18 protein-coding genes and 1 tRNA gene are annotated in these 23,032 nt (G+C 65.5%); 8 read left to right on the top strand and 11 right to left on the bottom strand.

What is annotated here, in order from left to right; genetic code table 11:
- The first annotated feature begins 17 nt into the window (after positions 1-17).
- The 3 genes from ACVOK1_RS07830 to ACVOK1_RS07820 all read left to right on the top strand — a co-directional run bounded on the left by ACVOK1_RS07830 (position 18) and on the right by ACVOK1_RS07820 (position 2,456).
- Positions 18-1,346: a retropepsin-like aspartic protease gene (locus tag ACVOK1_RS07830; RefSeq protein ID WP_481561677.1), complete on the top strand. Its 1,329-nt coding sequence runs from the start codon at positions 18-20 to the stop codon at positions 1,344-1,346.
- Positions 1,347-1,428: 82 nt separating this feature from the next.
- A complete protein-coding gene (locus ACVOK1_RS07825) occupies positions 1,429-1,989 on the top strand; it encodes an HdeD family acid-resistance protein (protein WP_313178728.1) in 561 nt (186 codons plus the stop codon).
- Positions 1,986-2,456, top strand: a complete 471-nt coding sequence (locus ACVOK1_RS07820) for a SecDF P1 head subdomain-containing protein (protein ID WP_481561676.1) — start codon at positions 1,986-1,988, stop codon at positions 2,454-2,456. Before ACVOK1_RS07825 ends, ACVOK1_RS07820 begins: the two co-directional genes overlap by 4 nt.
- A gap of 52 nt (positions 2,457-2,508) precedes the next feature.
- Here ACVOK1_RS07820 and ACVOK1_RS07815 read toward each other — a convergent pair whose 3' ends face one another.
- The 6 genes from ACVOK1_RS07815 to ACVOK1_RS07790 form a co-directional block, all read right to left on the bottom strand.
- Positions 2,509-4,287 carry an MFS transporter gene (locus tag ACVOK1_RS07815; protein ID WP_481561675.1) on the bottom strand — a complete coding sequence of 593 codons (1,779 nt, stop codon included), beginning with the start codon at positions 4,285-4,287 and terminating at the stop codon, positions 2,509-2,511.
- 65 nt (positions 4,288-4,352) lie between these two features.
- Positions 4,353-5,465, bottom strand: a complete 1,113-nt coding sequence (nagA, locus tag ACVOK1_RS07810) for an N-acetylglucosamine-6-phosphate deacetylase (RefSeq protein WP_481561674.1) — start codon at positions 5,463-5,465, stop codon at positions 4,353-4,355.
- On the bottom strand, positions 5,462-6,238 hold the full coding sequence (locus tag ACVOK1_RS07805; RefSeq protein ID WP_108770774.1) for a DeoR family transcriptional regulator: 777 nt from the start codon (positions 6,236-6,238) through the stop codon (positions 5,462-5,464). Before ACVOK1_RS07805 ends, nagA begins: the two co-directional genes overlap by 4 nt.
- Before the next feature lie 34 nt (positions 6,239-6,272).
- Positions 6,273-7,607 (bottom strand): D-tagatose-bisphosphate aldolase, class II, non-catalytic subunit, encoded by a 1,335-nt coding sequence (locus ACVOK1_RS07800; RefSeq protein ID WP_108770359.1) that lies wholly within the window; start codon positions 7,605-7,607, stop codon positions 6,273-6,275.
- Between the two features lie 17 nt (positions 7,608-7,624).
- On the bottom strand, positions 7,625-8,563 hold the full coding sequence (locus ACVOK1_RS07795) for an ROK family protein (RefSeq protein ID WP_481561673.1): 939 nt from the start codon (positions 8,561-8,563) through the stop codon (positions 7,625-7,627).
- Positions 8,556-9,710, bottom strand: coding sequence for an SIS domain-containing protein (locus tag ACVOK1_RS07790; protein ID WP_200751513.1), 1,155 nt, complete (start codon positions 9,708-9,710; stop codon positions 8,556-8,558). The genes ACVOK1_RS07795 and ACVOK1_RS07790 overlap by 8 nt, the downstream gene beginning before the upstream one ends.
- A gap of 323 nt (positions 9,711-10,033) precedes the next feature.
- On the opposite strand from ACVOK1_RS07790, the gene ACVOK1_RS07785 reads away from it, so the two are divergent.
- The 5 genes from ACVOK1_RS07785 to ACVOK1_RS07765 all read left to right on the top strand — a co-directional run bounded on the left by ACVOK1_RS07785 (position 10,034) and on the right by ACVOK1_RS07765 (position 19,401).
- Complete coding sequence (locus ACVOK1_RS07785; protein ID WP_481561672.1) at positions 10,034-13,393, top strand: TIM-barrel domain-containing protein; 3,360 nt, start codon at positions 10,034-10,036, stop codon at positions 13,391-13,393.
- 131 nt (positions 13,394-13,524) lie between these two features.
- Positions 13,525-16,500 carry a TonB-dependent receptor domain-containing protein gene (locus tag ACVOK1_RS07780; protein ID WP_481561671.1) on the top strand — a complete coding sequence of 992 codons (2,976 nt, stop codon included), beginning with the start codon at positions 13,525-13,527 and terminating at the stop codon, positions 16,498-16,500.
- 65 nt (positions 16,501-16,565) lie between these two features.
- Positions 16,566-17,921, top strand: coding sequence for a Gfo/Idh/MocA family protein (locus tag ACVOK1_RS07775; RefSeq protein ID WP_481561670.1), 1,356 nt, complete (start codon positions 16,566-16,568; stop codon positions 17,919-17,921).
- Between the two features lie 506 nt (positions 17,922-18,427).
- A complete protein-coding gene (locus ACVOK1_RS07770) occupies positions 18,428-19,045 on the top strand; it encodes a hypothetical protein (RefSeq protein ID WP_481561669.1) in 618 nt (205 codons plus the stop codon).
- A gap of 17 nt (positions 19,046-19,062) precedes the next feature.
- Positions 19,063-19,401, top strand: a complete 339-nt coding sequence (locus ACVOK1_RS07765; protein WP_481561668.1) for a hypothetical protein — start codon at positions 19,063-19,065, stop codon at positions 19,399-19,401.
- Between the two features lie 126 nt (positions 19,402-19,527).
- Here ACVOK1_RS07765 and ACVOK1_RS07760 read toward each other — a convergent pair.
- The 5 genes from ACVOK1_RS07760 to ACVOK1_RS07740 all read right to left on the bottom strand — a co-directional run bounded on the left by ACVOK1_RS07760 (position 19,528) and on the right by ACVOK1_RS07740 (position 23,028).
- Positions 19,528-19,604: transfer RNA gene (locus tag ACVOK1_RS07760), tRNA-Arg, on the bottom strand.
- Between the two features lie 256 nt (positions 19,605-19,860).
- Positions 19,861-20,751, bottom strand: coding sequence for an alginate lyase family protein (locus ACVOK1_RS07755; RefSeq protein ID WP_481561667.1), 891 nt, complete (start codon positions 20,749-20,751; stop codon positions 19,861-19,863).
- Between the two features lie 293 nt (positions 20,752-21,044).
- A complete protein-coding gene (locus ACVOK1_RS07750) occupies positions 21,045-21,515 on the bottom strand; it encodes a glycosyltransferase (RefSeq protein ID WP_481561666.1) in 471 nt (156 codons plus the stop codon).
- A 5-nt stretch (positions 21,516-21,520) separates the two neighbouring features.
- Positions 21,521-21,973, bottom strand: coding sequence for a hypothetical protein (locus tag ACVOK1_RS07745; protein WP_481561665.1), 453 nt, complete (start codon positions 21,971-21,973; stop codon positions 21,521-21,523).
- Positions 21,970-23,028, bottom strand: coding sequence for an acyltransferase family protein (locus ACVOK1_RS07740; RefSeq protein WP_481561663.1), 1,059 nt, complete (start codon positions 23,026-23,028; stop codon positions 21,970-21,972). The genes ACVOK1_RS07745 and ACVOK1_RS07740 overlap by 4 nt, the downstream gene beginning before the upstream one ends.
- Positions 23,029-23,032: the final 4 nt, after the last annotated feature.

Genomic DNA, 23,032 nt, shown 5'->3' with positions numbered 1-23,032 from the left:
TGCCCAGGAGTTGTCTGATGGAATGGAATTCCGTACCACGTAGTCGGCATCTTGCCCTGCCACTGTGGTCCGCGCTGTGTGCCGCGGCCGCAGTGGGCGCGCAGCCCGCACAGCAGCCCAAGGGCTTGCCTTTCCTGGACAGTGAAGTGGCGATGGCCGTAGGTGCCACCGACTACCTGCGCAGAAGTGGCGACCAGTCGCCGGTCCGCGCCTACCCTGCGCGCGCCGCGTATTTCCGCACCCGCGGCGAGATCGCCAACTCCGACAAGTGGGCGCAACGTTGCATCGACGATCCCGCCGTGCAGGCCGAGCCGGACTCGCTCTCGCTGTACCAGTGCCTGGGCATCCTGGCCGGCAACCATCTGTGGCGCGGCGAAATTGGTGCCTGGGCCGAGACCATGGTGAAGGTCCGCCGCCTGGGCAGTAGCACCCCTTATCTGGCCGGTTCGGCGCTGTACCAGCAGAGCGCTCTGGGTCAGTTGCCCTTCGAGTCCTTTACCGGGCGTCCCACCGCGCAGGTCGTGGCGCGCCCGGAAGGCGTGGTGGAAGTGCCGGTGCGGTATGAGAAGGGCTGGCCCATCATGGTGGCGACGCTGAGCGGAGGCACCGGCCCCGGCCGCAACGTAAAGGTCGAGTTCCTGGTGGATACCGGCGCGACGCAGTCGTTCATTGCCCCCGCGTTCGCACGACAGTTGAAACTGCAGTCCACGCCGGGCTTCCGCCAGGAACAGCAGGGCGGCACCGTCGTCACCACCGCGCTGGTCGAGCCGGTCGATCTGGAAATCGGCGGGGTGCGCATCAAGGATGTGTCGCTCGCACAGACAGACGCCATCCCGTTCGCGATCATCGGCCTGGACGTATTGCGGCAACTGGGGCCGCTGCTGCTGTCCGACGACGTCCTGCGCATGCTCGGGCCTGCATGGAAGTACACCGGTTGCCAGAGCCCGCTGCGTGTCACCTCTGATCCCTGGGGCCGCTACTGGAACGTGCGCAGCCCGATGAAGATCGACGGCGTGGACAAGCTGGTGATGGCCGACACCGGAATGACAGGGCTGCTGGAAGTGCGGGATACACGGGAGCCGCAGCCGGCGGACGCGCGGTGGAATGACCATGCCATCACTACGATGATGGGGCGTGTCGACCGCCGTGTGCGTACACAGGCCGTGCAGGTGGCCGGTGCCGGTCTGGCAGGGCGGCTGCAGGCCACCATCGTGCAGCCACCGGAACGCATGCTGGCCGCGGAAAGCTGGATGATCGGCGGCGAGATGCTGAAGACCCACAACCTGCTGCTCAACGCGGACCGTGCGCAGATGTGCTGGCAGCGCCGCGAAGGCGCAGGCAGTTGAGCGCTGGCATGCGACGGGCCTTCATCTGCCTGTGCACGCTGGACGCTAGGATGGGGCACGGAACCTGATCGAAGGAGTGGTCATGCTGTCTCCCGAATCCTCACCGTCGCCGTTGTTGTCGGCCATCGGCCGCAGCTGGTCTATCCTGCTGCTGTATGGCGTGGTCGCGCTGGGCTTCGGCATCACCGCGATCGGCTGGCCGATGGCCGCAGCCACCGCGCTGGCCTGGGCATTGGGCGTGATGGCCATCGTTGAAGGGGTCATCAGTCTGCTCGCGCTGATCAGCGGAGGCAGCGGGGCGCCGCGTGGCTGGCTGCTGCTGTACGCGGTGGCGTCGCTGGGGTTCGGCACGCTGGCGGTGATCAACCCGCTGGCCACCGCCAGCGTGCTGGTGCTGCTGCTGGCCGCCTGGCTGCTGGTGGCGGGCATCTACCGCATCGTGTTCGCCGTGCGCGTACGCAGGCACATCCAGGGCGAATGGGTGCTGATCCTCAGCGGCGTGCTGGCCATCGTGCTGGGCCTGCTGTTTGCGGCCAACCCGCTGGCCGGGGTGGCTGTCACCACGTTGTGGATCGGCATCGGCAGCCTGCTGTATGGGCTGCTGCAGATCGTGGTGGCCCTGAAACTGAGGAAGCTGAAATGAGGGGCGCGCGCGCACTGTTGCTGGGCGCGGCGCTGGCCATGACCGGATGCGTGCCGGCGGCAACGCCTGAGGCAATGACGGGCCCGGCGCATGCACCGCGTCCGGGCGTGGACGTACGCCTGAGCGCGGTCGATGCGGCCGGCAAGGGCACGCCCGCTCAGTGGCAGGGTGAGACCCTTGCCCTGCGCGAGCCGCCGATCGCCAGCAGTGCCGATATCGCCGATGTGCGCTATGTGCTGGACCAGGCCAATCAACCCGGCCTGCAGATCCGCTACCGGCCGGAGGCGCGCCAGCGCATCCATGATGGCACGGAGGCCCTGGTGGGCCAGCGTGCAGCGATCAGCGTGGACGGCCGCGTGCTGATGGTGGCAACGGTACAGGGCCCGTTCGGCGAATCGATGATGCTCAGTGGCCTGCCCAGCGTGGCCGAAGCGCAGGCGCTGGAGAAGCACATCACCGGCCAGTGATCGGCGCACCGACACCCCCGCGATGTCCACGGAGGTCGACCAGGGTCGAACGCTACCTGGCAAACCGCGCTTCGATCTCCTCCAGCGACTTGCCCTTGGTTTCCGGCAGCCACAGCGCGGCCACCAGGAAGAACACGAAGGTGCAGCCGGCCCAGAACAGGAACATGCTGGCGTAGCCGTAGTGGCCGACGGTGGGCAGGAACAGCGCGGCAATGGTGGTGGAGACGAACTGGTTGATGAGCAGGGCGATGCTCATGCCGTTGGAGCGGATGCGGTTGGGCATCAGTTCCGACAGCGCCAGCCACACGCACACGCCGGGGCCGACCGCGAAGAACGCAACGAATACCAGGATGCACGCGGCCACGGCCCAGCCGTGTGCCGGTGGTGGCACCGGGCCGATGCGTGCCTGTTCGATGCGCAGCGGCGCCTGCGCGGCGCTGGCCGGGTCGGCGAAGGGGTTCAGGTGCAGGTGGCGGAAGAAGGCGCCGATGACGCTGTCCGGCTGCACGGTGCCGGCACGTTCGATGCGCAGTTCGCGGTCGCCCAGGTTGTCGCTGCGCAGGCCGCGCACGTTGGTGAAATCACCGTAGGCATAGGACACGGTGAGCTGCAGCGGCCGGCCCTCGCTGTCGGTGCTGCCCGCCAGGCGCTGCCACTGCGCGGCGTCCAGCACCAGCTGCAGGCCATCACCACTCACCGCGGCCTGCAGCTGCGGCTGCACGTCGGCGCGGCCGAGCTCGGCCTGGAAGAACAGCGTGGCGGCGGCCAGCAGGGCCACGCAGATGCCGCCGCTGCCCAGCATCAGCAGGAACTTGCGGCCCTTGCGGTCGACCAGCAACAGGGCGACCACGGTCATCACCGCGTTGAGCAGCTTGATCGCCACGTCGGCGGCGTTGGCCACCGAGCCGGACAGGCCGGCCTGGTTGAGGATGTTGACCGCGTAAGCCAGCACCGAGTTGATGCCGGTGGCCTGGGTGCAGGCCAGCACCACGCAGGCCAGCAGGAACGGCACCACATAGCGGCGGCTGAGCAGCGGATCGCGGCGACCGTCGCTGCTGCTCGATTCCGGTGCCTGGATCTGCGCCAGCGTGGCCTCCACGTCGGCAGCGGGCAGTACGCGCTGCAGGCTGCGGCGCGCATCCTCCACGCGACCACGGCGCACCAGCCAGCGCGGTGATTCGAACAGCCAGAAGATGCCGGCACAGAACAGCAGGCCCGGTGCCAGGCAGCTCCAGAAGATGGTGCGCCAGGCGTGGTCCTTCACCACGAACAGTTCCTGCGCCTGCTGCGCCAGCGGCAGCGAACGCACGGCCTCGGCGGCGGCATCGACGGCATGCGCCTGGTACAGGCCGATGAGTGCGGCCAGCACCAGGCCGATGGTCAGCAGCAGCTGGAACATGGCGGCGCCGCGCCCGCGCCGCTCGGGGCTGAGCACTTCGGCCAGGTACAGCGGCACCACCACGCCGATCAGGCCGCCACTGACGCCCTGCAGCAGGCGGCCCAGCAGCAGCGGCGTGTAGCCCGAAGCCAGCGCCATGATCGGGATGGACGCGGTGAACAGCAGGCCGGCCAGCAGCATCGCGCCGCGGCGGCCGATCAGGTCGGCCACCATGCCGGCGAACAGCGAGGACAGCACGCTTCCCAGCAGCACCGCGGCGACGACGAAACCGAGCTGCTGGCTGCTGAGCTGCCAGGCGTGGCTGGCAGTGGCTTCGAGGTAGGGCAGGGCACCGGCGATGATGCCGATGTCGATGCCGTACAGCAGGCCGCCGAGGCCGCCGATGAACAGCAGGTAGCGTACGGGCCAGCGCGGGGCGGTGCGTGCAGTCATCGACAGGTTTCCTGTGCGGCGTTTCGGTGCGGATTGCTTTCTGTAGAGTCGAGCCATGCTCGACTCTACAAATCGATTACCCGCCCGCCGACGACCACCTGCTGCAGGCGCAGTCCGGCGTCCAGCACCACCAGGTCGGCACGGGCGTCGGGCGCGATGCGGCCGCGATCATCCAGGCCCAGATAGGCGGCGGGGAAGGTGGAGACACGTTGCGAGGCATCGGCCAGGTCCAGGCCCACCTGCACCAGGTTGCGCAGTGCCTGATCCATGGTCAGCGCACTGCCGGCCAGCGAGCCGGTGGCCAGGCGCACGCAGCCGCCGCACTTGTGCACGCGCTGTTCGCCCAGCGCGTATTCGCCGTCGGGCATGCCGGTGGCCGCGGTGGCATCGGTTACCGCGTACAGGCGCGGAATCGCGCGCGCGGCCAGGCGGATCACGCCGGGGTGGATGTGCTGCAGGTCGGGAATGATCTCGGCGTACTGCGCATGCGCCAGCGCGGCGGCGGCAATGCCGGGGCGGTAGTGGTCGACGCCGGTCATGCCGTTGAACAGATGGGTGAAGCCGGACGCACCGGCCTGCAGCGCGGCCACGCCTTCTTCGTAGGTGCCGGCACTGTGGCCCAGCTGCACGCGGATGCCCATCGCTGACAGCGCGGGAATCAGTGCGGTGTGCTCGCCGATCTCCGGCGCCAGCGTCATCACCCGGATCGGTGCCAGCGCATGCAGCTGCTGCACCAGCGCCAGCGTCGCTTCGATCGTGCGGTTGGGCTGTGCGCCCAGCCGCTGCGGGCTGATGAAGGGGCCTTCCAGGTGCACGCCGGCAATGCTGGCCGCCTCGGCATCGGGGGATGACATCGTCGCGGCTACGCCCTGCAGGGCATGCTCGATCTCATCCAGGCCGGCGGTCATGGTGGTCGCCAGCAGGGTGGTGGTGCCGAAGCGCAGGTGGGTGCGGGCGATGGTGCGGGCCACGTCGCCGCCCTGCATCAGGTCCACACCGGCCGCACCGTGCACGTGCAGGTCGATGAAGCCGGGCAGGATCACCGGCAGCTGCAGGTCGTCGGCGCCGCTGTGGTCATCCACCTGCAGCTGGCGGATGTGCGAATCGAACTGGAGGTGGCCACGGCGCCAGCCCAGCGGGGTGAGGATGCGGCCGTGCAGGCGGCGGGTGTCGGTCATGGCGGTGTCTCGGCGATGATCACTTCGATGCCCAGCCGCTGCAGCCCCTCGCGGGTGGCATCGTCGATGCCGGCGTCGGTGATGATGGCGTGGATCTGGTCCAGGAGCGCGATGCGGTGCAGGCTGACGCGGCCGAACTTGGAGGCGTCGGTGAGCACCACGATGCGGCGCGCGCGCTCGACCATGCGGTGGTTGAGGCGCGCTTCGGCTTCATCGTGGGTGGTCAGGCCGAACTGCAGATCCAGACCATCCACGCCCAGGAACAGGGTGTCGAAGCTGTAGGAATTGAGGCTGGCTTCGGCCTGGCTGCCCTGCAGCGAGAGCGACTGCTGGCGCAGCAGGCCGCCGGTCAGCAGCACGGTGATGCCCGGCGCGTTGGCCAGTTCCCAGGCGATGTTCAGGCCGTTGGTCATCACCGTCACGTCGCGGTGGCCGCGCAGGTGCCGGGCCAGGGTCATCGTGGTCGAGCCGGAGTCGATGATGATGTTGTCGCCGGCCTGCACCAGCCGCGCCGCAGCGGTGCCGATGGACTCCTTCAGCGGCAGGTTCAGCGCATCCTTTTCGTGGATGTCCTGTTCCTGCGGCGGCGTGCGCACCAGGGTGGCGCCGCCGTGGGTACGGGTGGCCAGGCCCTGCGACTCGAAATGGGTGAGATCGGCACGGATGGTCACCGCCGACACGCCGAAGCGCTCGACCAGATCGGCCACCTGCACCGAGCCGTGCTCGATCAGCAGCTGCAGGATCTGTTGCCGGCGGGAGCGGGTGTTGCGCATGGCCATCTCTCGGTTTCGTCAGGAAAGGTAGAGATTAGCCGTTCGCAAGAACGGAGGCAGCCGAACTTGCGTTCTGCTTGCGGCTGCCGGCCTGGTTGGCGCTGCAGGCGCGGGCGTATTCGCCCAGGCACTGGCCGATGCGGTGCTGCACCAGCGCGCTGGGGGTATTGGCCAGGGCGCCTTCGCGCACGGCGCGGTACTGCTCGGGCAGATGCTGGCTGAGCAGCACCAGTGGCGGCGCCTGCCGTTCCAGGTTGGCGAACAGAGTCTGCACCGCCTGCAGCAATGCCGGCTCGCCCCAGTAGTAGCGGCAGCGGTCGCTGAAGGAGAAGCGGCGCAGCAGGCGCAGCTCGGCCTCGTCGCCCTGGTAATACGGCTGCCAGTACTTCGGCTGCGCCTGCATCACTTCGTCCAGCACCTGCGGCAGGCGCGAGCACTGCGCGTCCGGCAGCAGTTCGGCCTCGATGGCGGCCAGCGCGAACAGCGCTTCGCGGTAGGCGAAGGTCGCCGCCGGGCCCACCTTGAGGATCGCGAAGTGGTCGCGCACCAGTGCGTGCAGGCCGCTCTCGCGCTGGTAATCGGTGGAATGCGCTTCGAACACGATGCGCGGCTGCTGTTCGAGGAAATCCGCGAGCGCACTGGCGGCCGCCGGGTCGTACTCGTGCACGCTGCTGTGGTCGAAGTCCACGCCCGGCTGCACCACCATCGCGATCACGCGCTGCCAGGCATCGCGCAGCTGCGGCGTGTCGAAGGCCTGCTGGTGGATGGCCAGGGTCTGCGCGGCAGCGGCCGGCGTGGTCACCTGCAGGCCACCGGCCAGCGAGGCTTCGCCACCGGGCACCGGCACTTCGGTGCCGATGACGTAGACCGGCGGCGGCAGGCCGTGTTCGGCAGCGGTGCGCTCGGCGATCTCGGCCAGTTCGGACGAACGCGCGGCGACGATCGCATCGGGCAGCGGCACCGGGTCATCGGCGCAGGACATGCTGCAGTCCAGGTGGATCTTGTGGAAGCCGGCGGCCACGTAGGCCTCGATCAGCACGCGCGCGTGGGTCATCGCTTCGGCGGCCGGACGCTTCTGCCAGGCATTCGGGCCCAGGTGATCGCCACCGAGGATCAGACGTTCGCGCGGGAAACCCTCTTCATCGGCCAGCGCGCCGACGTAGTCGCGGTACTGCGGCGGCGTCATGCCGGTGTAGCCACCGAACTGGTCGACCTGGTTGGAGGTCGCCTCGATCAACAGCACGGTGCCGTGCGCCAGCGCCACGTGCATGGCTGCGCGCAGCACCTGTTCGTTGCTGCAGCAGACGCTGTACAGGCCGACGTTGGCACCGGCACGGTGGGAAGCAAGCAGGGTCTGCAGCGGGGACATGGTCAGGCTCCGGTCAATCAGGAAAACGAGGGTTGGCAGGCGAGCAGGGCGGCACCGCGTGCACCGCCGGCATCGCCGAAGCGCGGCGGCACGATGGGGGGCACCTGCGCGCCGTTGAACAGATGTGCGGCAACGGCGGCGGGCAGCAGCTGGTACAGCGGCGCGTACTGCGAAAGGCCGCCACCGAGCACGATGACGTGCGGGTCCAGCGCCAGCACCAGTGCGGCCAGGCTGTGGCCGAGCAGGTCGCGGTGGATGTCCAGCGCCTGGCGGGCGCGCACATCGCCGGCCTCGGCCAGGGTGATCACCGCGCTGGCGTCGCGCGCGCAGCCGCCGAGATGGCGCTCGATCATCGCCACGCCGCTGCCGGACACGTAGCGCTCCACGCAGCCCTGCAGGCCGCAGCCGCAGTCCAGCAGGGGCAGGCCGTGACGCTGCAGCAGGTGGCCAGGCACGCTCCAGTGGCCCCACTCGCCGGCCAGGCCGTTGAAGCCGGTCAGCAGGCGGCCCTGCAGGCAGAAGCCACCACCGGCACCGGTGCCGAGGATGGCGCCGAACATGCTGGGGTAACCCTCTGCAGCACCACCGTGCGCCTCGGACAACGCGAAGCACTGCAGGTCGTTGCCGAAGTGCAGCGGACGCTGCAGGCGGGCCTGCAGGTCCTGCGCCACGCACTGGCCGGTCAGCGCCGGCACGTTCGCGCTGAGCTGGCGGCCGCTGCGGCGGTCGCGCACGCCGGGCAGGGCGATGCCGATGGCGGCGTCACTGCGCCCCAGCGCGGCATCGGCCTCGGCTACCAGCGCGACCACAGCCTGCAGGAAGCCGGCGTAGTCGCCCTGCGGCGTGGCCACGCGGCGGCGCCAGGTAACCTGCATCGCCGCATCGCACGCCACCAGCTCGATCTTGGTGCCGCCGATGTCGATGCCGTAGCAGGCGTGGGCGATCAGCTCAGCCATGGTGGATGGTGACGCCCTGGACGACGCGGTTGACGGTGCCGTCCGGGAACGGATTGTCCGGGGTCAGGCCCAGCGCGGCCGAGCGCTGCAGCGCGAACAGCTGTGCAAAGCCCAGCCACACCGGCGCCAGCCACGGGTCGTCCAGTGCCGGCACGGTGAGCGTGTACTCGTCGTCCGCGCCGATATCCGCATGCGGACCGATCGCCAGCACCTGGCCGGCCACGCCGTCGCGGCGCAGTTCTTCCAGCAGGTCCTGTTCGTAGCGGCGCGCCAGCGGCTGCACGCTGCGCAGCACCACCACCAGGGTGTCGCCATCCAGCGTGGACTTGGGGCCGTGGCGGAAGCCGAGCGGGGTATTCGCAAGGGCCAGCACGCGACCGGCGGTCAGCTCCAGCACCTTCAGCGCGCACTCGCGGGCCAGCGCTTCCAGCGGACCGCTGGCCAGGTAGATCACCCGGTTGAACGGGCGCTGCGCCAGTGCCGCGACCGGTGCATCCCACTGCGCCAGGCCTTCGCGGCCGAGCGCGGCGATCTGCTTCAGGCGCGCGACGCGTGCCTCCCACGGCGAGCGGTCGAACACGGTCAGCGCGGCCAGCAGCATGCAGGTCAGGCTGCTGGTCATGGCGAATGCACGATCGCAGCTGGCCGAGGGCATCAGCAGGGTGCAGGTATCGCTGCGGCCGGCGCCGCGGCGGGCCAGTTCGCCATCGGCGTTGCAGGTGATGTCGAGGAAGCGGGCATCGGCCACGTCACTGCGCACGCGGTCGACCGCGGCCACGCTTTCCGGGCTGGAACCGCTGCGGCCGAACGACACCAGCAGGGTGGGGCGGTCGCGCTGCAGGTACAGCGCCGGGTGGGTCAGCAGGCTGGTGGTATGCACCACGCGCACCTCGGCCGGCCACTGCGCGTTGATCGCATCGGCCACCATCTCGGCGATGAAGCCGGAGCTGCCGGCGCCAGTGAACAGCACGCGCTGGTTGGGATCGTTGAGGCTGTCGCCGAGGAAGGCCTGCAGGCGGTCGCGGGCACGCGACAGGTCCTGCGCAAGGGCTTCCCACAGCGCCGGCTGCTGGGCGATTTCGGTAGCGGTATCGGCTCCGCCGCGGCGCTGCCAGGCGGACACATCGGAAAGCAGGGTGACGTCCATTCGGAGGTTCCAGTTGGGCCAGCGCACCATCAGCGTTTTCTTTCGAAATGTCAAACATCGAAAGCAAAAAGAAAGAAATGGGCTGACCTGACTTACCCGTGATGGCGTCGATCGCGAAACGCAAGAATCGGCCGGATGCCGTATCGCACAATGCTTAACAGGGCGTTGCAAGCGCTTACACAAAGTATTGCGGCGCAACAACTTTCGTTTCTATCAAATATATCTTCCTTTTTCCTTTCAGTTTATTGACATCTTTCGAATCACTGCCCTAGAGTCGGCCGCAACTGCTTTCGAAACGCCCGGTAAACGGGTTGGGAGTTCGTGTGGAGAACCGCATTCGTCGCTCGCCGCTGTTGCTGGCCCTGCTGCCAGCATTGATGCTGGCAGCAACATCGGCCCAGGCCGAGCCGGTCGGCAACCTGCGTTCGGTCAGCGCCAGTGACAGCCGTGACGGCGTGCACGGCTGGGATCTGCAGACCGACAGCGGCGCGCGCATCCGCATCGAACTGCCGGCCGAGGACATCATCCGCGTGCAGGCCGGCCGCAAGGGCACCCTGACCGGCGCTGGCGACAAGGCCGCGCCGATCGTGCTGCCGCAGCCCAAAGCCAACGTGCAGGCGCAGCTGGAAGAAGACGCACAGGAGATCCGCGTGCGCACCGACGCACTCGTGCTGCATGTGCAGCGGCAACCCCTGCGGCTGCGCCTGGAACGCCTGGCCAACGGCCAGCCGACCGCGCTGTGGCAGGAACTGCAGCCGCTGGATCTGGATGCCACGCAGAGCGTGCAGGTGCTTTCTTCGCAGGCCGACGAAGGCTATTTCGGTGGTGGCCAGCAGAACGGCCGCTACCAGTTCAAGGGCCGCGAACTGGAAGTGTCCTATTCCGGCGGCTGGGAAGAAGGTGATCGCCCGAGCCCGGCGCCGATGCTGCTCAGCAGCCGTGGCTGGGGCATGCTGCGCAACACCTGGAGCGATGGCAGCTACGACCTGCGCCAGGCCGACCAGGCCACCCTGCTGCACCGCGAAGACCGCTTCGATGCCTACTACTTCGTCGGCGCCGACCTGCCGAAGCTGATCGAGCGCTACACCCAGCTGACCGGCCGCCCGAACATGGTCGCGCGCTGGGCGCTCTCCTACGGCGATGCCGACTGCTACAACGATGCCGACAACAGCAAAAAGCCCGGCACCGTGCCCGAAGGCTGGAGCGACGGCCCGACCGGCACCACGCCGGATGTGATCGACAGCGTGGCCAGGCAGTACCGCGAACATGACATGCCCGGCGGCTGGATCCTGCCCAACGATGGCTACGGCTGCGGCTACCAGAAGCTGCCGGAGACCGTGCAGGGGCTGGCGAAACATGGCTTCCGCACCGGCCTTTGGACCGAGAACGGCGTCGACAAGATCGCCTGGGAAGTGGGCAAGGCCGGCACCCGCGTGCAGAAGCTGGACGTGGCCTGGACCGGCAAGGGCTACCAGTTCGCGATGGATGCCAACCGCCAGGCCTTCAACGGCATCCTCGACAATTCCGATTCGCGCCCGTTCCTGTGGACGGTGATGGGCTGGGCCGGCATCCAGCGCTATGCCGTGGCCTGGACCGGCGACCAGAGCAGCAGCTGGGACTACATCCGCTGGCACGTGCCGACCCTGGTGGGTTCGGGCCTGTCCGGCATGGCCTACGCCAGCGGCGACGTCGATGCGATCTTCGGCGGCAGCGCCGAAACCTTCACCCGCGACCTGCAGTGGAAGGCGTTCACCCCCGTACTGATGGGCATGAGCGGCTGGTCGTCGAACGCACGCAAGCATCCGTGGTGGTTCGACGAGCCCTACCGCAGCATCAACCGCGATTACCTGAAGTTGAAGATGCGCCTGACCCCGTACATGTATGGGCTGGTGCACGAGGCCGCGCAGAGCGGCGCGCCGCCGGTGCGTGGCCTGATGTGGGACAACCCGCACGATCCGCATGCGCAGGATGAAACCTACAAATACCAGTTCCTGCTCGGCCGCGACCTGCTGGTGGCGCCGGTGTACCGCAGCCAGGCCGCCAGCCGTGGCTGGCGCCGCGACATCCATCTGCCCGCCGGTGGCTGGATCGACTACTGGGATGGCCGACGCGTGCAGGCCGGTACCGAGGGCCGCCAGCTCGACCGCCAGGTGGACCTGGCCACGCTGCCGGTGTTCGTGCGCGCCGGTGCCATCCTGCCGATGTACCCGTCGATGCTGTTCGATGGCGAAAAGCCACTCGATGAAGTGACGTTCGACCTGTACCCGCAGGGCGATGCGCAGTACACGCTGTACGAAGACGACGGCACCACGCGCCGCTACCAGAAGGGCGAATCGAGCACGCAGGTGGTGCGCGTGCAGGCGCCGGCGCAGGGCAGTGGCCCGGTGCAGGTGCAGATCGACGCGGTGCAGGGCAGCTACAACGGCCAGCTGGCACAGCGACGCTACGGCCTGCGCGTGCTCAGCCGGCAGGCGCCGCGCGCGGTGCAGGCCGGTGGCCGCGCGCTGCCGGCGCTGGCCGATGCGGCAGCGTTCAACAACGCCAGCGAAGGCTGGTACTTCGATGCCAAGGATCGCCGCGGCACGCTGCACGTACGCACGGCCACGCAGGACATCCGCCAGCCGCTGCAGCTGCAGCTGGACTTCGCCGTCGCCGCCGCGGCCGCCGACGATGTCTTCCCGGCCGCACCGGTGCTGGGCCGCGAACTGCCGGCCGACAGCCTGCTGGTGGTCAACCGCCCGGCCGAAGAACCGGGCCACGCGCTGGAAAACGCCTTCGACGATGACCCCAACACCTGGTTCCGCAGCGTGCGCAACCAGGCCGTGCGTACCGGTGCGCATGAGTGGGTGGTCGGCTTCGGCGAGCGGAAGATGATCGACGGCATCGAGATCGCCCCGCGCAACGACAAGAACTGGAAGCACGGCCAGGTGCGCGACTACGAGGTCTACCTGGGCGACAGCAATGGCGAGTGGGGCGAACCCATCGCGCGTGGCCGCCTGCAGTTGAAGGAAGGCGTGCAGCGCATCGACTTCCCGGCGCATGCCGGCCGCCTGCTGCGCTTCCGCGTGCTGAGCGTGCAGAACCCCGAAGGCGACGGCGCCAGCAGCACCGATCCGATGGTCACCGCCGCACAGGGCAGCGCCCGCGCATTCGATGCACTGCAGCCGCGCGATGTCGGCCCGATCGCGCTGTCCACCTTCCACATCCTCGAACACCAGGAACCGGAGCGACCGGCCCGGCAGCAGTATCTCTCCGAGCTGCCGGTGCCGGCCGCGCTGGCCAGCCAGGTCCGCGCCGACCAGTCCTTCCGTGGCGACGCCGGCCTGCGCATGAACGGCCTGCAGTTCCGCCGGGGCCTGGGTGTCGGTGGCAACAGCCGCATCGACCTGCGCCTGCAGGGCGGTTGGAACCTGCTGCGCGCCGATCTTGGCATCGACGATGCCTGCCGCACCGCCGGGGGCCTGCAGTTCCAGGTCTGGGGCGACGGCCGTCTGCTGTACGACAGCGGGCTGGTGAAGGCACCTGGCGTGGTCAAGCCGGAACTGGACATCCGTGGTCTTTCCACCCTGAGCCTGCGCACGCTGGGTGCGCAGGGCAGCCAACCCGCCCAGGTCTGCGCCAACTGGGCCAACGCCGTGCTGATCGGCCAGGAGGGCGACTCCGCCAGCATCGTCGCCCCATGACCCCCACGTAACACCGCTCCTCCCCCGCCCATTCCGACCATGGCTCCAGAGCCGTGGCCCGGGAGCGTTTTGCCCGCCAATCGCTTTCGCGCCGCCCACCCGCCGCGCACCCCTGCCAGGAGAGAACCCCGATGTTGCCCGCACGCCACCCCCGTCCGCCCTGTCGTTCCTTCGCCCCGCTGTCGCTGGCCATCGCCGGCGTACTGCTGTCGATCGCCCTGCCTGCTGCCGCCCAGGACAGCAAGGACAACGCCACCGATCTGGCCCGCATCGAAGTCACCGGCTCCAACATCCGCCGCACCGACGTTGAAACCGCATCGCCGGTGCAGGTGATCAGCAAGCAGGACATCCAGAACATGGGTGCGCGCACGCTGCTGCAGGTGCTGGACAACCTGCCGGCCGCGCGGCCCGCGCAGCAGGATTCGCGCTCGCTGTTCACCGGTTCGGATGGTGCCTCGCAGGCCAACCTGCGTGGCCTCGGCGCGCAGGGCACGCTGGTGCTGTTGAACGGCCGCCGCCTGTCGTACTACGGCGCACCGGCGGGCTTCCAGACCCAGTTCGTCAACATCGATGCGATCCCGGCCGCGGCCATCGAGCGCATGGAAGTGCTGACCGACGGCGCCTCGGCGGTGTACGGCACCGATGCGGTGGCCGGCGTCATCAATGTGATCACCAAGCGCAATTTCCAGGGCGCGGAGATCAACTTCACCAATGACACCTCCTCGCGCATCGATTCCTATGGCGAGCGCCAGGCCAGCATCACCGCCGGCTTCGGCGACCTGACCGAGAACCGCTTCAACGTCTATGGCGCGGTGAACATGTACCGCCGCGACGCGATTCCGCTCAGCGATTTCTACGACAAGCGCCCCAGCCAGTACTACGTCAACAACCCCAACTACCTGACCAACCTGCGCCTGGGCGTGGGCAGCAAGCCGGGCCAGTTCAATCCGGGCACCTACTTCGCCTTCGATCCGGTCACCGGCCGCCGCGTGCAGGAAGCCGCGCCGGGCTGCCAGAACGTGCTGCAGGGCCAGGCCGCCGGCCCCAGCTGCGTCTGGGAAACGTGGATGAACAACGAGATCGATGCCGGCGCCAAATCCGAGCGCAATACCGCCTACCTCAACGGCACCTTCCTGGTGGGCGACAACACCGAGATCTTCGCCGAGGCCACCTACACCGACATCGACCTGCGCGCCAATGGCGGCACGCCGCGCACCTACAGCACCACCACCGGCAACCCGACCAGCTGGTTCTCGCGTGATACCGGCACCTCGGTCAACCAGTTCCTGTACCCGTACCTGGGCCCGAACAACGAGTACAACCATGCCAGCCCAGAACTGAAGGCGATGATGGGCGGCGTGGTCGGCCTGCAGTACCTGCTGCAGGATGCCGGCGCCAACTACTTCGGCCAGCGCAACACCGACCAGAGCTACCGCGTGCTGACCGGCGCGCGTGGCAACGTCGGCGACTGGAACTGGGAAACCGCCTTCGCCACCGCCGGTACGCACTCCACCACCTACCAGACCATCAACGTCAACCTGAAGGGCTTCGAGAAGGCCTTCGGTCCGTACTCGGTGGATCCGGGCACCGGCCGGGTCATCATTTCCGACCACCCGGCGTACAAGTTCGGCGAGTTCAGCGAGGCCAACGCAGCGCTGATCCGCGAGGCCTTCCCGACCTTCGACATCCAGTCCTGGACGCGCCTGCACACCCTGGACGGCAAGATCGAAGGCCCGCTGTTCCAGCTGCCTGCCGGTGAGATGCGCGCGGCCTTCGGCTTCAACGCCAGCCGCGAAACCTTCTACACCCCGGGCAACCCGGACGCTGCCGCCGGCCTGATCACCCAGCAGGGTGGCTCGTGGTTCGACGGCGCACGCAACACCTATGCGCTGTTCTCCGAAACCGTTGCGCCGATCACCGACAAGCTGGAACTGGATGCGGCGCTGCGCGTGGACAAGTACCCGAACTTCAGCGCCAATGTCGCGCCGAAGATCGGCTTCAAGTACCAGGCCTTCGACCAGCTGATGCTGCGCGGCACCTATTCCACCGGCTTCCGCGCGCCCAGCCTGGCCGAGTCGGGCAGTGGTGGTGTGTTCGCCCAGCTGGGCGGCTACCGCGATGAGGTGCGCTGCGCCGAGACCAACGCCATCGCCGACCTGCTGCGGCAGTCGCAGCGTGCCGGTGACGTGGACCTGGGCAAGAGCCTGGCCAATGTCGACTGCAGCCGCACCGTCGCGCGCATGACCCAGCCCAACCAGGACCTGAAGCCGGAAAAGGCCAAGATCGCGACCCTGGGCTTCGTCTACGAGCCGGCCAGCTGGCTGTCGGTGTCGGCCGATTACTGGTTCATCTACCGCAACAACGAGATCGTCGCACCGGATTTCAGCCGCGACACCGACATCATCTCTTCCACCCGTTCGCCGATCACCGACGCCGACCGCGCCAACCTCGCCCAGCTGGCAGCCATGTGCGCCGACCCGGCCAGCGGCGTGAGCTGCCCCTCGGTGCTGCCCGGTTACAGCGTGGGCAACGTGGCCAGCGTGGTGGGCCAGTACAAGAACCGCGGCAAGACCCTGGTGGACGGCTTCGACGTGGATGCACGCAGCCGCTTCTCGCTGGGTGAATGGGGCGGGCTGAACATCGGCCTGGCCGCCACCATCGCCAACCGCAACCGCTACTACATGGATGACGAGAGCGGCTGGTACTACGGCGATGTGGTGGGCTATTACAACAACCCGCGCCTGCGCGCCACGCTCAACGCCGACTGGACCTACCAGCAGGTGACCACCAGCATGTTCGTCAACTACGTGGGCGGCACCAAATGGGCCCGCGACCGCGTGGACGAAGTGGACAACAACAAAGAGACCTGCACCGCCGGCTACCTGGCGCTGGAGGCCAGCAAGTGCGATGGCGCACCCTCGTGGTGGACCGCCAACCTGAGCGTCACCTGGCGCCCGGACGACGCCTGGAACCTCAGCTTCACGGTGAAGAACCTGTTTGATCGCCTGCCGTTCTACGATCCGAACAGCTTCCTCGGCGATTCCAGCGATTACGCCACCATCTTCGGCCGCGGCTACAGTGTGACCGTCGGCTACCGGTTCAAGTGATTCCGTTCGTGTGACCCTGGTGCGCCGGTCGTGGCCGGCGCACCTTCAAGAGGAGAGTGTTTGCCATGAAGCGTAGGGAGTTCATCGCGGCCAGTGCCGCCGTCGCCGCCAGCAGCCTGTTGCCGCAGACGCCCGCCTGGGCGGCAGGGCGCAAGGTGCGCCTGGCCATGATCGGTACCGGCATGCGTGGCCTGGTGCTGCTGAGGGAGCTGGTGCGCCGGGATGATGTGGAGGTAGTCGCGCTGTGCGACATCGAGCCGATCATGCTCGGCCGTGGCGTGGAGATGGTGACCAAGGCCGGCAAGCCCGCGCCGAAAGCCTACGGCCAGGACCGCGATATCAACGCGTGGAAGCGCCTGCTGGAACAGAAGGGCATCGATGGCGTGATCATCGCCACGCCGTGGCAGTACCACGCGCCGATGGCGATTGCCGCGATGCAGGCGGGCGTGGCCGTCGGCTGCGAAGTGGTGGCCGGCATCACCCTGCAGGACCACTGGGATGTGCTGAAGACCCAGCTGGAAACGCGCACGCCGTACATGCTGCTGGAAAACGTCTGCTACCGCCGCGACGTGATGGCCGCGCTGCAGATGGTGCGGCAGGGCCTGTTCGGCGAACTGGTGCACCTGCAGGCCGGCTACCAGCACGACCTGCGCGGGGTGAAGTTCAATTCCGGTGACCCCAACCAGCCCTACGACAGCGGCGTGGAATTCGGCCCCAAGGGCTGGAGCGAAGCGCGCTGGCGCACCGAGCACTCGGTGCAGCGCAATGGCGAGCTGTACCCCAGCCACGGCATCGGCCCGTGCGCGATGTACACCGGCATCAACCGCGGCAATCGCTTCACCCACATCAACGCGTTCGCCAGCAAGGCACGTGGCCTGCACGAGTACACGGTGGCCAAGAGTGGTGGCACCACCCACCCCAGCACCAAGGTGAAGTTCAAGCTGGGCGACATCGTCACCACCACCCTGGCCTGCGAGAACGGCGAGACCATCATCCTGCAGCACGACACCTCGCTGCCGCGCCCGTATTCGCTGGGCTTCCGGGTGCAGGGCACCAAGGGCCTGTGGATGGACGTGAACCATTCGATCCACATCGAAGGCCGCAGCCCGCCGCACCAGTGGGAAGAGTTCAAGACCTACCAGGACCAGTACGAACACCCGCTGTGGAAGCAGAACGCCGACACCGCCGCCAGCGCCGGCCACGGTGGCATGGACTGGTTCGTCATCCACGCCTTCGTGGAGGCGCTGAAGGCCAAGGCGCCGATGCCGATCGACATCTACGATGCAGTGACCTGGAGCGCGATCACGCCGTTGTCCGAGCAGTCGATCGCCAACAGCTTCCAGACGCTGGAATTCCCGGATTTCACCGCCGGCGCGTGGAAGCAGCGCAAGCCGATCTTCGCGTTCGACGGCAGGTACTGATCTGTGCCCCCCACGGTAGCGCCGGGCCTTGCCCGGCGTTGCTGCCTGATCCGGCGTAGAGCCGAGCCCACGCTCGGCTGTCAGCGCGCACCCCGTAGAGTCGAGCTTGCTCGACTGCCCCTGCAGCCGCCCCGGTGCAGCGCATTTGCACCTGTAGCGCCGAGCCCACGCTCGGCTGGCTTCTGCTGCCCGACAGCGAGCACCCGGTAGAGTCGAGCTTGCTCGACTGTCTCGGAGGCAACGCTGGACCATGCAAGGCATTGCTGCCGGGTACGGCGCATTTGCACCTGTAGCGCCGAGCCCGCGCTCGGCTGGCTTTTGCTGCCCACCCGCGCGCACCCGGTAGAGTCGAGCTTGCTCGACTGCTCCTGCAACCGCCCCCACTACGCTGGGATCCCCACCGGCGGAGCCCCAGCCCATGCCATGGCAGAAGATCATCGACCTGCCGCACCAGCGTTTCATCGGTCCGTTCCGCGTCGAGTTCTAGGCGCATCCACGAGGGCCAGGTGTTTCACCAAGGTCGGCTGCTGCGCAAGGCAGATGCAGCGAGCTTCGAGTTCATTCTGGCGCACTTCTTCATCGGCCGCGATGCACACGCGGTCTACCACGCGTGGAGCCGGCAGACTTCCATCGACCGCGACAGCTTCCGCCAGTGCGGCGCGTATTGGATGGATGATCAGGCCGTCTGCTTTGAGTACGAGACCTCGCTGAAGGCGCTGGCCGGGGCGGACTGCACGACGTTCCGCGATCTCGGTGGCGGCTACGAGGCCGATGACCAGGGCGGCTGGTACTGCGGCCGGCGGATGAAGCACTGCCTGCGGGGTGACCTGCTGCAGGGCATGCCACAGGACCCGCTCTACGCCGTTGATGACAGCAACGTCTACTGCGATGGGAAGCCGCTGCCCGGGGTGGATCGCGCGCGCTGGCAGCTGCTGGACGGGTGCTTCTCGGGTGATGGCAGCCGGGTCTACTACCTGGAACGGAGGCTGCCGCGGGTGGATGCAGCATCGTGGCGCAGGCTGGAGAGGAGCTGGTCGCGGGATGCGACGCAGTTGTTCACCATGCACCTGATGGAGAAGGGTGCCGGGGTGCGGGGGCTGCATGGGTTTGCCGCAGCACCCTGAGAGACAGGAGACGGAGAGTGATGGTGGAAGGACGGAACGTGGTGGAACTTCAGGCCGACAGCGTGGTGTTCTACTCCAGACAGGATGAGGCGAGCTTCTTCGCGTGGCTGCAGCAGCTGCCCTGCGTGGTCGACGTTGCCGGGAAGGGGCGGATTCACCATGTACAGGTGGATCGCGAGCGGGTGGATGACGAGGCGCTGAGGGAGCTCTTGGCGCTGTTCCATCGCTATCAGGTGGACTTGCGGCAGCTGCGGGTATTTGACGAGCGGCGCTTCGCACGCTGGTTCAGGCGGCGCCAGAGCTACTGGCACGACGCCGTGTTCGGGCAACCGGGGCGCGCCGGGGGCGTCGAGTGAGGTGGGAGGGCGCCGTTCGACGCTTGCTGCTTGCTGCTTCGGCCGGACACGGCGTCGCACGGCCGATGCTGCAGGCCGTGGTGCGTGTAGGGCTGGGGCTCCTGCGCTGAAGAGGGCAGGGAAAGATGGCGCGCCCGGAGGGATTCGAACCCCCGACCAATGGCTTCGGAAGCCACTACTCTATCCGGCTGAGCTACGAGCGCGTTGTTGACATATTGCGCCACCACGAATCTTAGTGGCACCGCCGCGAAGCGCGATGGCGCGATGCGGATAACGGAGTCTACCTTAGAGAAGAAAAAATTTCGATGTTTCTCGCACAAAGCTGCGGAGTGCAACTGGTTGCCTCCTCGTGGTCAGCCCTGCGCCAAAGCCGGTCGAGTACCCAGCACTGACAGTGCGCCAGCCTGATCCCTTCAGCAAGCAATTGCTCGAGCGACAATCTCAAAGGCCTTGGCGCCGCTACTGAGCCTTCTCCGCCGTTACGAGACCACGAACGTAGTCCATGTTCCAACCCAAGAAGAAAGACCTGGCATCAGCAGAGGAAGAGCTGACCAGTCCACCACACTTCTGTGGTTCGGCTCTCGTGATCAACGAGACATAAGCAGAAGCGCCTCTAACATTCTGCTCAGGAATTCCTGCAAACGTAGTGCCGCTTGACCCGGTATGAGCGTCAGAGCAGAAGCGACCGGATAGCTTGCTGACAAAGGCCTCTGCAGATGAGTCGCTCCTGCCCCACAGCCTGGCTTGAACGAGAAGTGCTGCAATCGAGAATGCAGAGTAGTGAAATGCCATGGTCCCTCTACTTACCTCAGCACTTAACTGTCCAGAATCATTTACATTATTCTCAGCCTGCAGCAGAACCCACTTCGAGAATTGGAGAGGATCATCCGATTTCAAGTACCGAGCGGAAGATGCAGCGGCAACACCGGCCCAATAGCAGTGATTGTTCTCGCAACCCTTGTCCCTGAAGAAAGCCGTTATTTCGTGTGTCCGAGTGCCAAGCCATGTGCGGAACCGGGCATCCTGCAACTCAGGCGCGGGATGAGAATCGGCCTCCAACCCAAGTAGCGATAAGTTTATGGCCGAGATCATCCAACTCTTGTAAAGAATGTTGTACTCACCCGAGCCTTCAAGATAGTTGCTTTCCGCTAGTGCATTGAGATGCGTCGTGAGGCAATCTGCGATCTCTTTGCTCGGGCCCTTCCGATAGAGCATTGAGAGATTAACGATTTTCTTTGCCGGGTAACTAACCTCTTCACGCACCCCTGACTGGGCCGCCACGGCATCTGGATCCAAGGTGGATGATGTTGGATCAACTCGCTTTGCCATGTACCGAGTTTTGATGCCCATGTCCTTGGCTGATACTTCGACCTTGGGGCAGGAGAATTTGCTGGCGGGCGTGGCCGCATGAACGGTGGGAGCCGCAAGCGTTACAAGAAGTATCAAATTCTGCATCCGCACGGGCATCGCCACTTTGAGTTGGAAGCTAGATGGATAGCCTAATCTATGCGTTGTTGTCAGGATGTCTACGGATATCTGCCAAAATCATCGTGAGCGGAGCATAAATGGTGTCGAAGCCGGCTTTAGACAGCGAGAGCGGACTTCTCTCGAAATCCACTCAGGCTGCAGAACTCTCGGACGGATCAGGTCGACACAAAGTTTCTGACTGCGTTCAATAGCTTTTCCTTCTCCGGCGAGGCGTTTACGCCCGCCGTCCGAGTGCTGTTTCGAAGTGAATCCACCTGAGCCATCAACTCAGTCAAATCCGTGGCCACAGCCACTCCTGGGTACTTGCCAAATCGCTCTGCCGTATCTACCTGATGATCATTACGATGTTCGCCCAGCGTGGCGCGGCGAGGAACGATCAAGAGCGGCCTACCAAGCTCAAGGGCAGTAATAATGTTGCCCATGCCAGCGTGTGAAATGAATACTTCGCAGTCAGCGATCAACTTGGTGAATGCCAGTTGGTCCAAGGACTTGTGAACTTTCATTGTTGAAGAAATGAAATTATGTTCACCGACCTGAACAATCACTTCTGTGTCTGGATGCTGATCCGCCCATGCTTGCATCATATCCACGAGGCGAGGAAATGGAAGCTGGCTTCCACATGACATGAATATCACAGCAGGCGACCCTCGTAGCTAACGTCTGTCACTTCTGCGACATTTTCCCATTGGGTTAAAGTCTTGTGCGCAATGACCTTGGCGATCCTTCCTGAAACTGAAAGTTTCTCGGTGTTGGCGATACTATCAATCCACATCGTGCGCTTGCCAACCATGCGAGCACAGGCGAGAGCGAGCAGTCCTGGCGCCGCCCCAGTGGATATGACATGTGTGGCATCGCTGCTGAGAACGCAGTGAACTATAGCGGGTATACCAAGAATCATCTTCAAGGGTGTATCTCGATTGAAGTCCGGAATCTTGTAAAAGCGACGATAGTTGATGCCAGAAACTGCTGTTTCATCAACTGTCGCGATATCCACTTCATAATCAAATACGGCAGCAAGAAGCTTTGATGCTTGCACCCAATGCCCGCCTGAAGATGTGACAAAAAGAACTGAAGAAGCCCTCACGAGTTCACCTGTGATGCCTTTAGAGAAACTGCCGGCTTGAGTCGCCGTGTCAAAGGTCTTTCAACGAGCAGATATGCCGCGCAGCCGGCGATCACGGACGACGCGAATACCACGAAATACAATGCCACGTTGTCATGCATATGCAAGCCGATCTTTCTCAATACAATCGCCGCGACTGATATCACGGCCGAATGTACGAGGTAGATTGAGTAGGAAGCATCGCCCAAGAACTGTAGCGGATAGGGAACGGACCAATTCTGTGTCTTCTCCAGTCCCGCGATACCTAGAATCAATAGGCCAAAAGCGGGCGCCAGCAGAAAATGCAGATAGCCATACTCGCGATGGAATTCGTGTATGTCGAGGTTGTAGGTCAGGAAGTAATAGAGCAGAAGAAAGGCAGAAGCGGCACATGCCATCATCGCACCGACGCTCGACACGCGCTTGTAGAGGGAAAATGCTGCCATGCCGACGAAGAAGTAAACGTTCCAAGGTGAGAGAAGGCGAGAGTCTACTGCTTCGGTACCCGAGAACAGCCCGACGCAGATGGAAGCGAACCAGATGCCCAAAAGAGAGAATCCAAGCCGCCTCGAAATGATGAGCAGCGAAAACGCAATGTAGAACTGAATTTCGTAGAACAGAGTCCAAGCTACCTTCAGCGGAGGAACAACTTTGTCCGGAGATATTTGAAATAGCGCATATGATGAAAGCAAATCCAGGGGCTTTGTTGAGAAGTCGCTAGATCCCAATCCCATAAATGCGGCAATCACATAGAGGGTTGTAAACATCCAGTAGGCAGGATAAATGCGAAGCGCCCGCTTTGAAATGTAATTCTTCAGCCGGTCTACCTGTCCTATGTCCTTCTCATGAGCCATGAGTATGATGAATCCACTCAAGACAAAGAAGAAGTTGACCCCCATGAAGCCATGGCGGGCCACTTGCTCCATTACGACGCTGCTTCCGGGTGAAACCTGCCGTGCGATGATGTAGACATGATAAAATGCGACCGCGATTGCAGCAAGGCCGCGCATGGCTTGAATGGTGCGTATCGAGTTCATGCTG

The sequence above is a fragment of the Stenotrophomonas sp. STEN087 genome (assembly GCF_056759115.1).
This window is presented reverse-complemented; position numbering and strand designations above follow the sequence as displayed.

Excerpts from the sequence above, each read along its gene's own strand:
- ACVOK1_RS07830 (WP_481561677.1), top strand. The coding sequence starts at position 18 with ATGGAATGGAATTCCGTACCACGTAGTCGGCATCTTGCCCTGCCACTG.
- ACVOK1_RS07825 (WP_313178728.1), top strand. The coding sequence starts at position 1,429 with ATGCTGTCTCCCGAATCCTCACCGTCGCCGTTGTTGTCGGCCATCGGC.
- ACVOK1_RS07820 (WP_481561676.1), top strand. The coding sequence starts at position 1,986 with ATGAGGGGCGCGCGCGCACTGTTGCTGGGCGCGGCGCTGGCCATGACC.
- ACVOK1_RS07815 (WP_481561675.1), bottom strand. The coding sequence starts at position 4,287 with ATGACTGCACGCACCGCCCCGCGCTGGCCCGTACGCTACCTGCTGTTC.
- nagA (WP_481561674.1), bottom strand. The coding sequence starts at position 5,465 with ATGACCGACACCCGCCGCCTGCACGGCCGCATCCTCACCCCGCTGGGC.
- ACVOK1_RS07805 (WP_108770774.1), bottom strand. The coding sequence starts at position 6,238 with ATGCGCAACACCCGCTCCCGCCGGCAACAGATCCTGCAGCTGCTGATC.
- ACVOK1_RS07800 (WP_108770359.1), bottom strand. The coding sequence starts at position 7,607 with ATGTCCCCGCTGCAGACCCTGCTTGCTTCCCACCGTGCCGGTGCCAAC.
- ACVOK1_RS07795 (WP_481561673.1), bottom strand. The coding sequence starts at position 8,563 with ATGGCTGAGCTGATCGCCCACGCCTGCTACGGCATCGACATCGGCGGC.
- ACVOK1_RS07790 (WP_200751513.1), bottom strand. The coding sequence starts at position 9,710 with ATGGACGTCACCCTGCTTTCCGATGTGTCCGCCTGGCAGCGCCGCGGC.
- ACVOK1_RS07780 (WP_481561671.1), top strand. The coding sequence starts at position 13,525 with ATGTTGCCCGCACGCCACCCCCGTCCGCCCTGTCGTTCCTTCGCCCCG.
- ACVOK1_RS07775 (WP_481561670.1), top strand. The coding sequence starts at position 16,566 with ATGAAGCGTAGGGAGTTCATCGCGGCCAGTGCCGCCGTCGCCGCCAGC.
- ACVOK1_RS07755 (WP_481561667.1), bottom strand. The coding sequence starts at position 20,751 with ATGGGCATCAAAACTCGGTACATGGCAAAGCGAGTTGATCCAACATCA.
- ACVOK1_RS07750 (WP_481561666.1), bottom strand. The coding sequence starts at position 21,515 with ATGTCATGTGGAAGCCAGCTTCCATTTCCTCGCCTCGTGGATATGATG.
- ACVOK1_RS07740 (WP_481561663.1), bottom strand. The coding sequence starts at position 23,028 with ATGAACTCGATACGCACCATTCAAGCCATGCGCGGCCTTGCTGCAATC.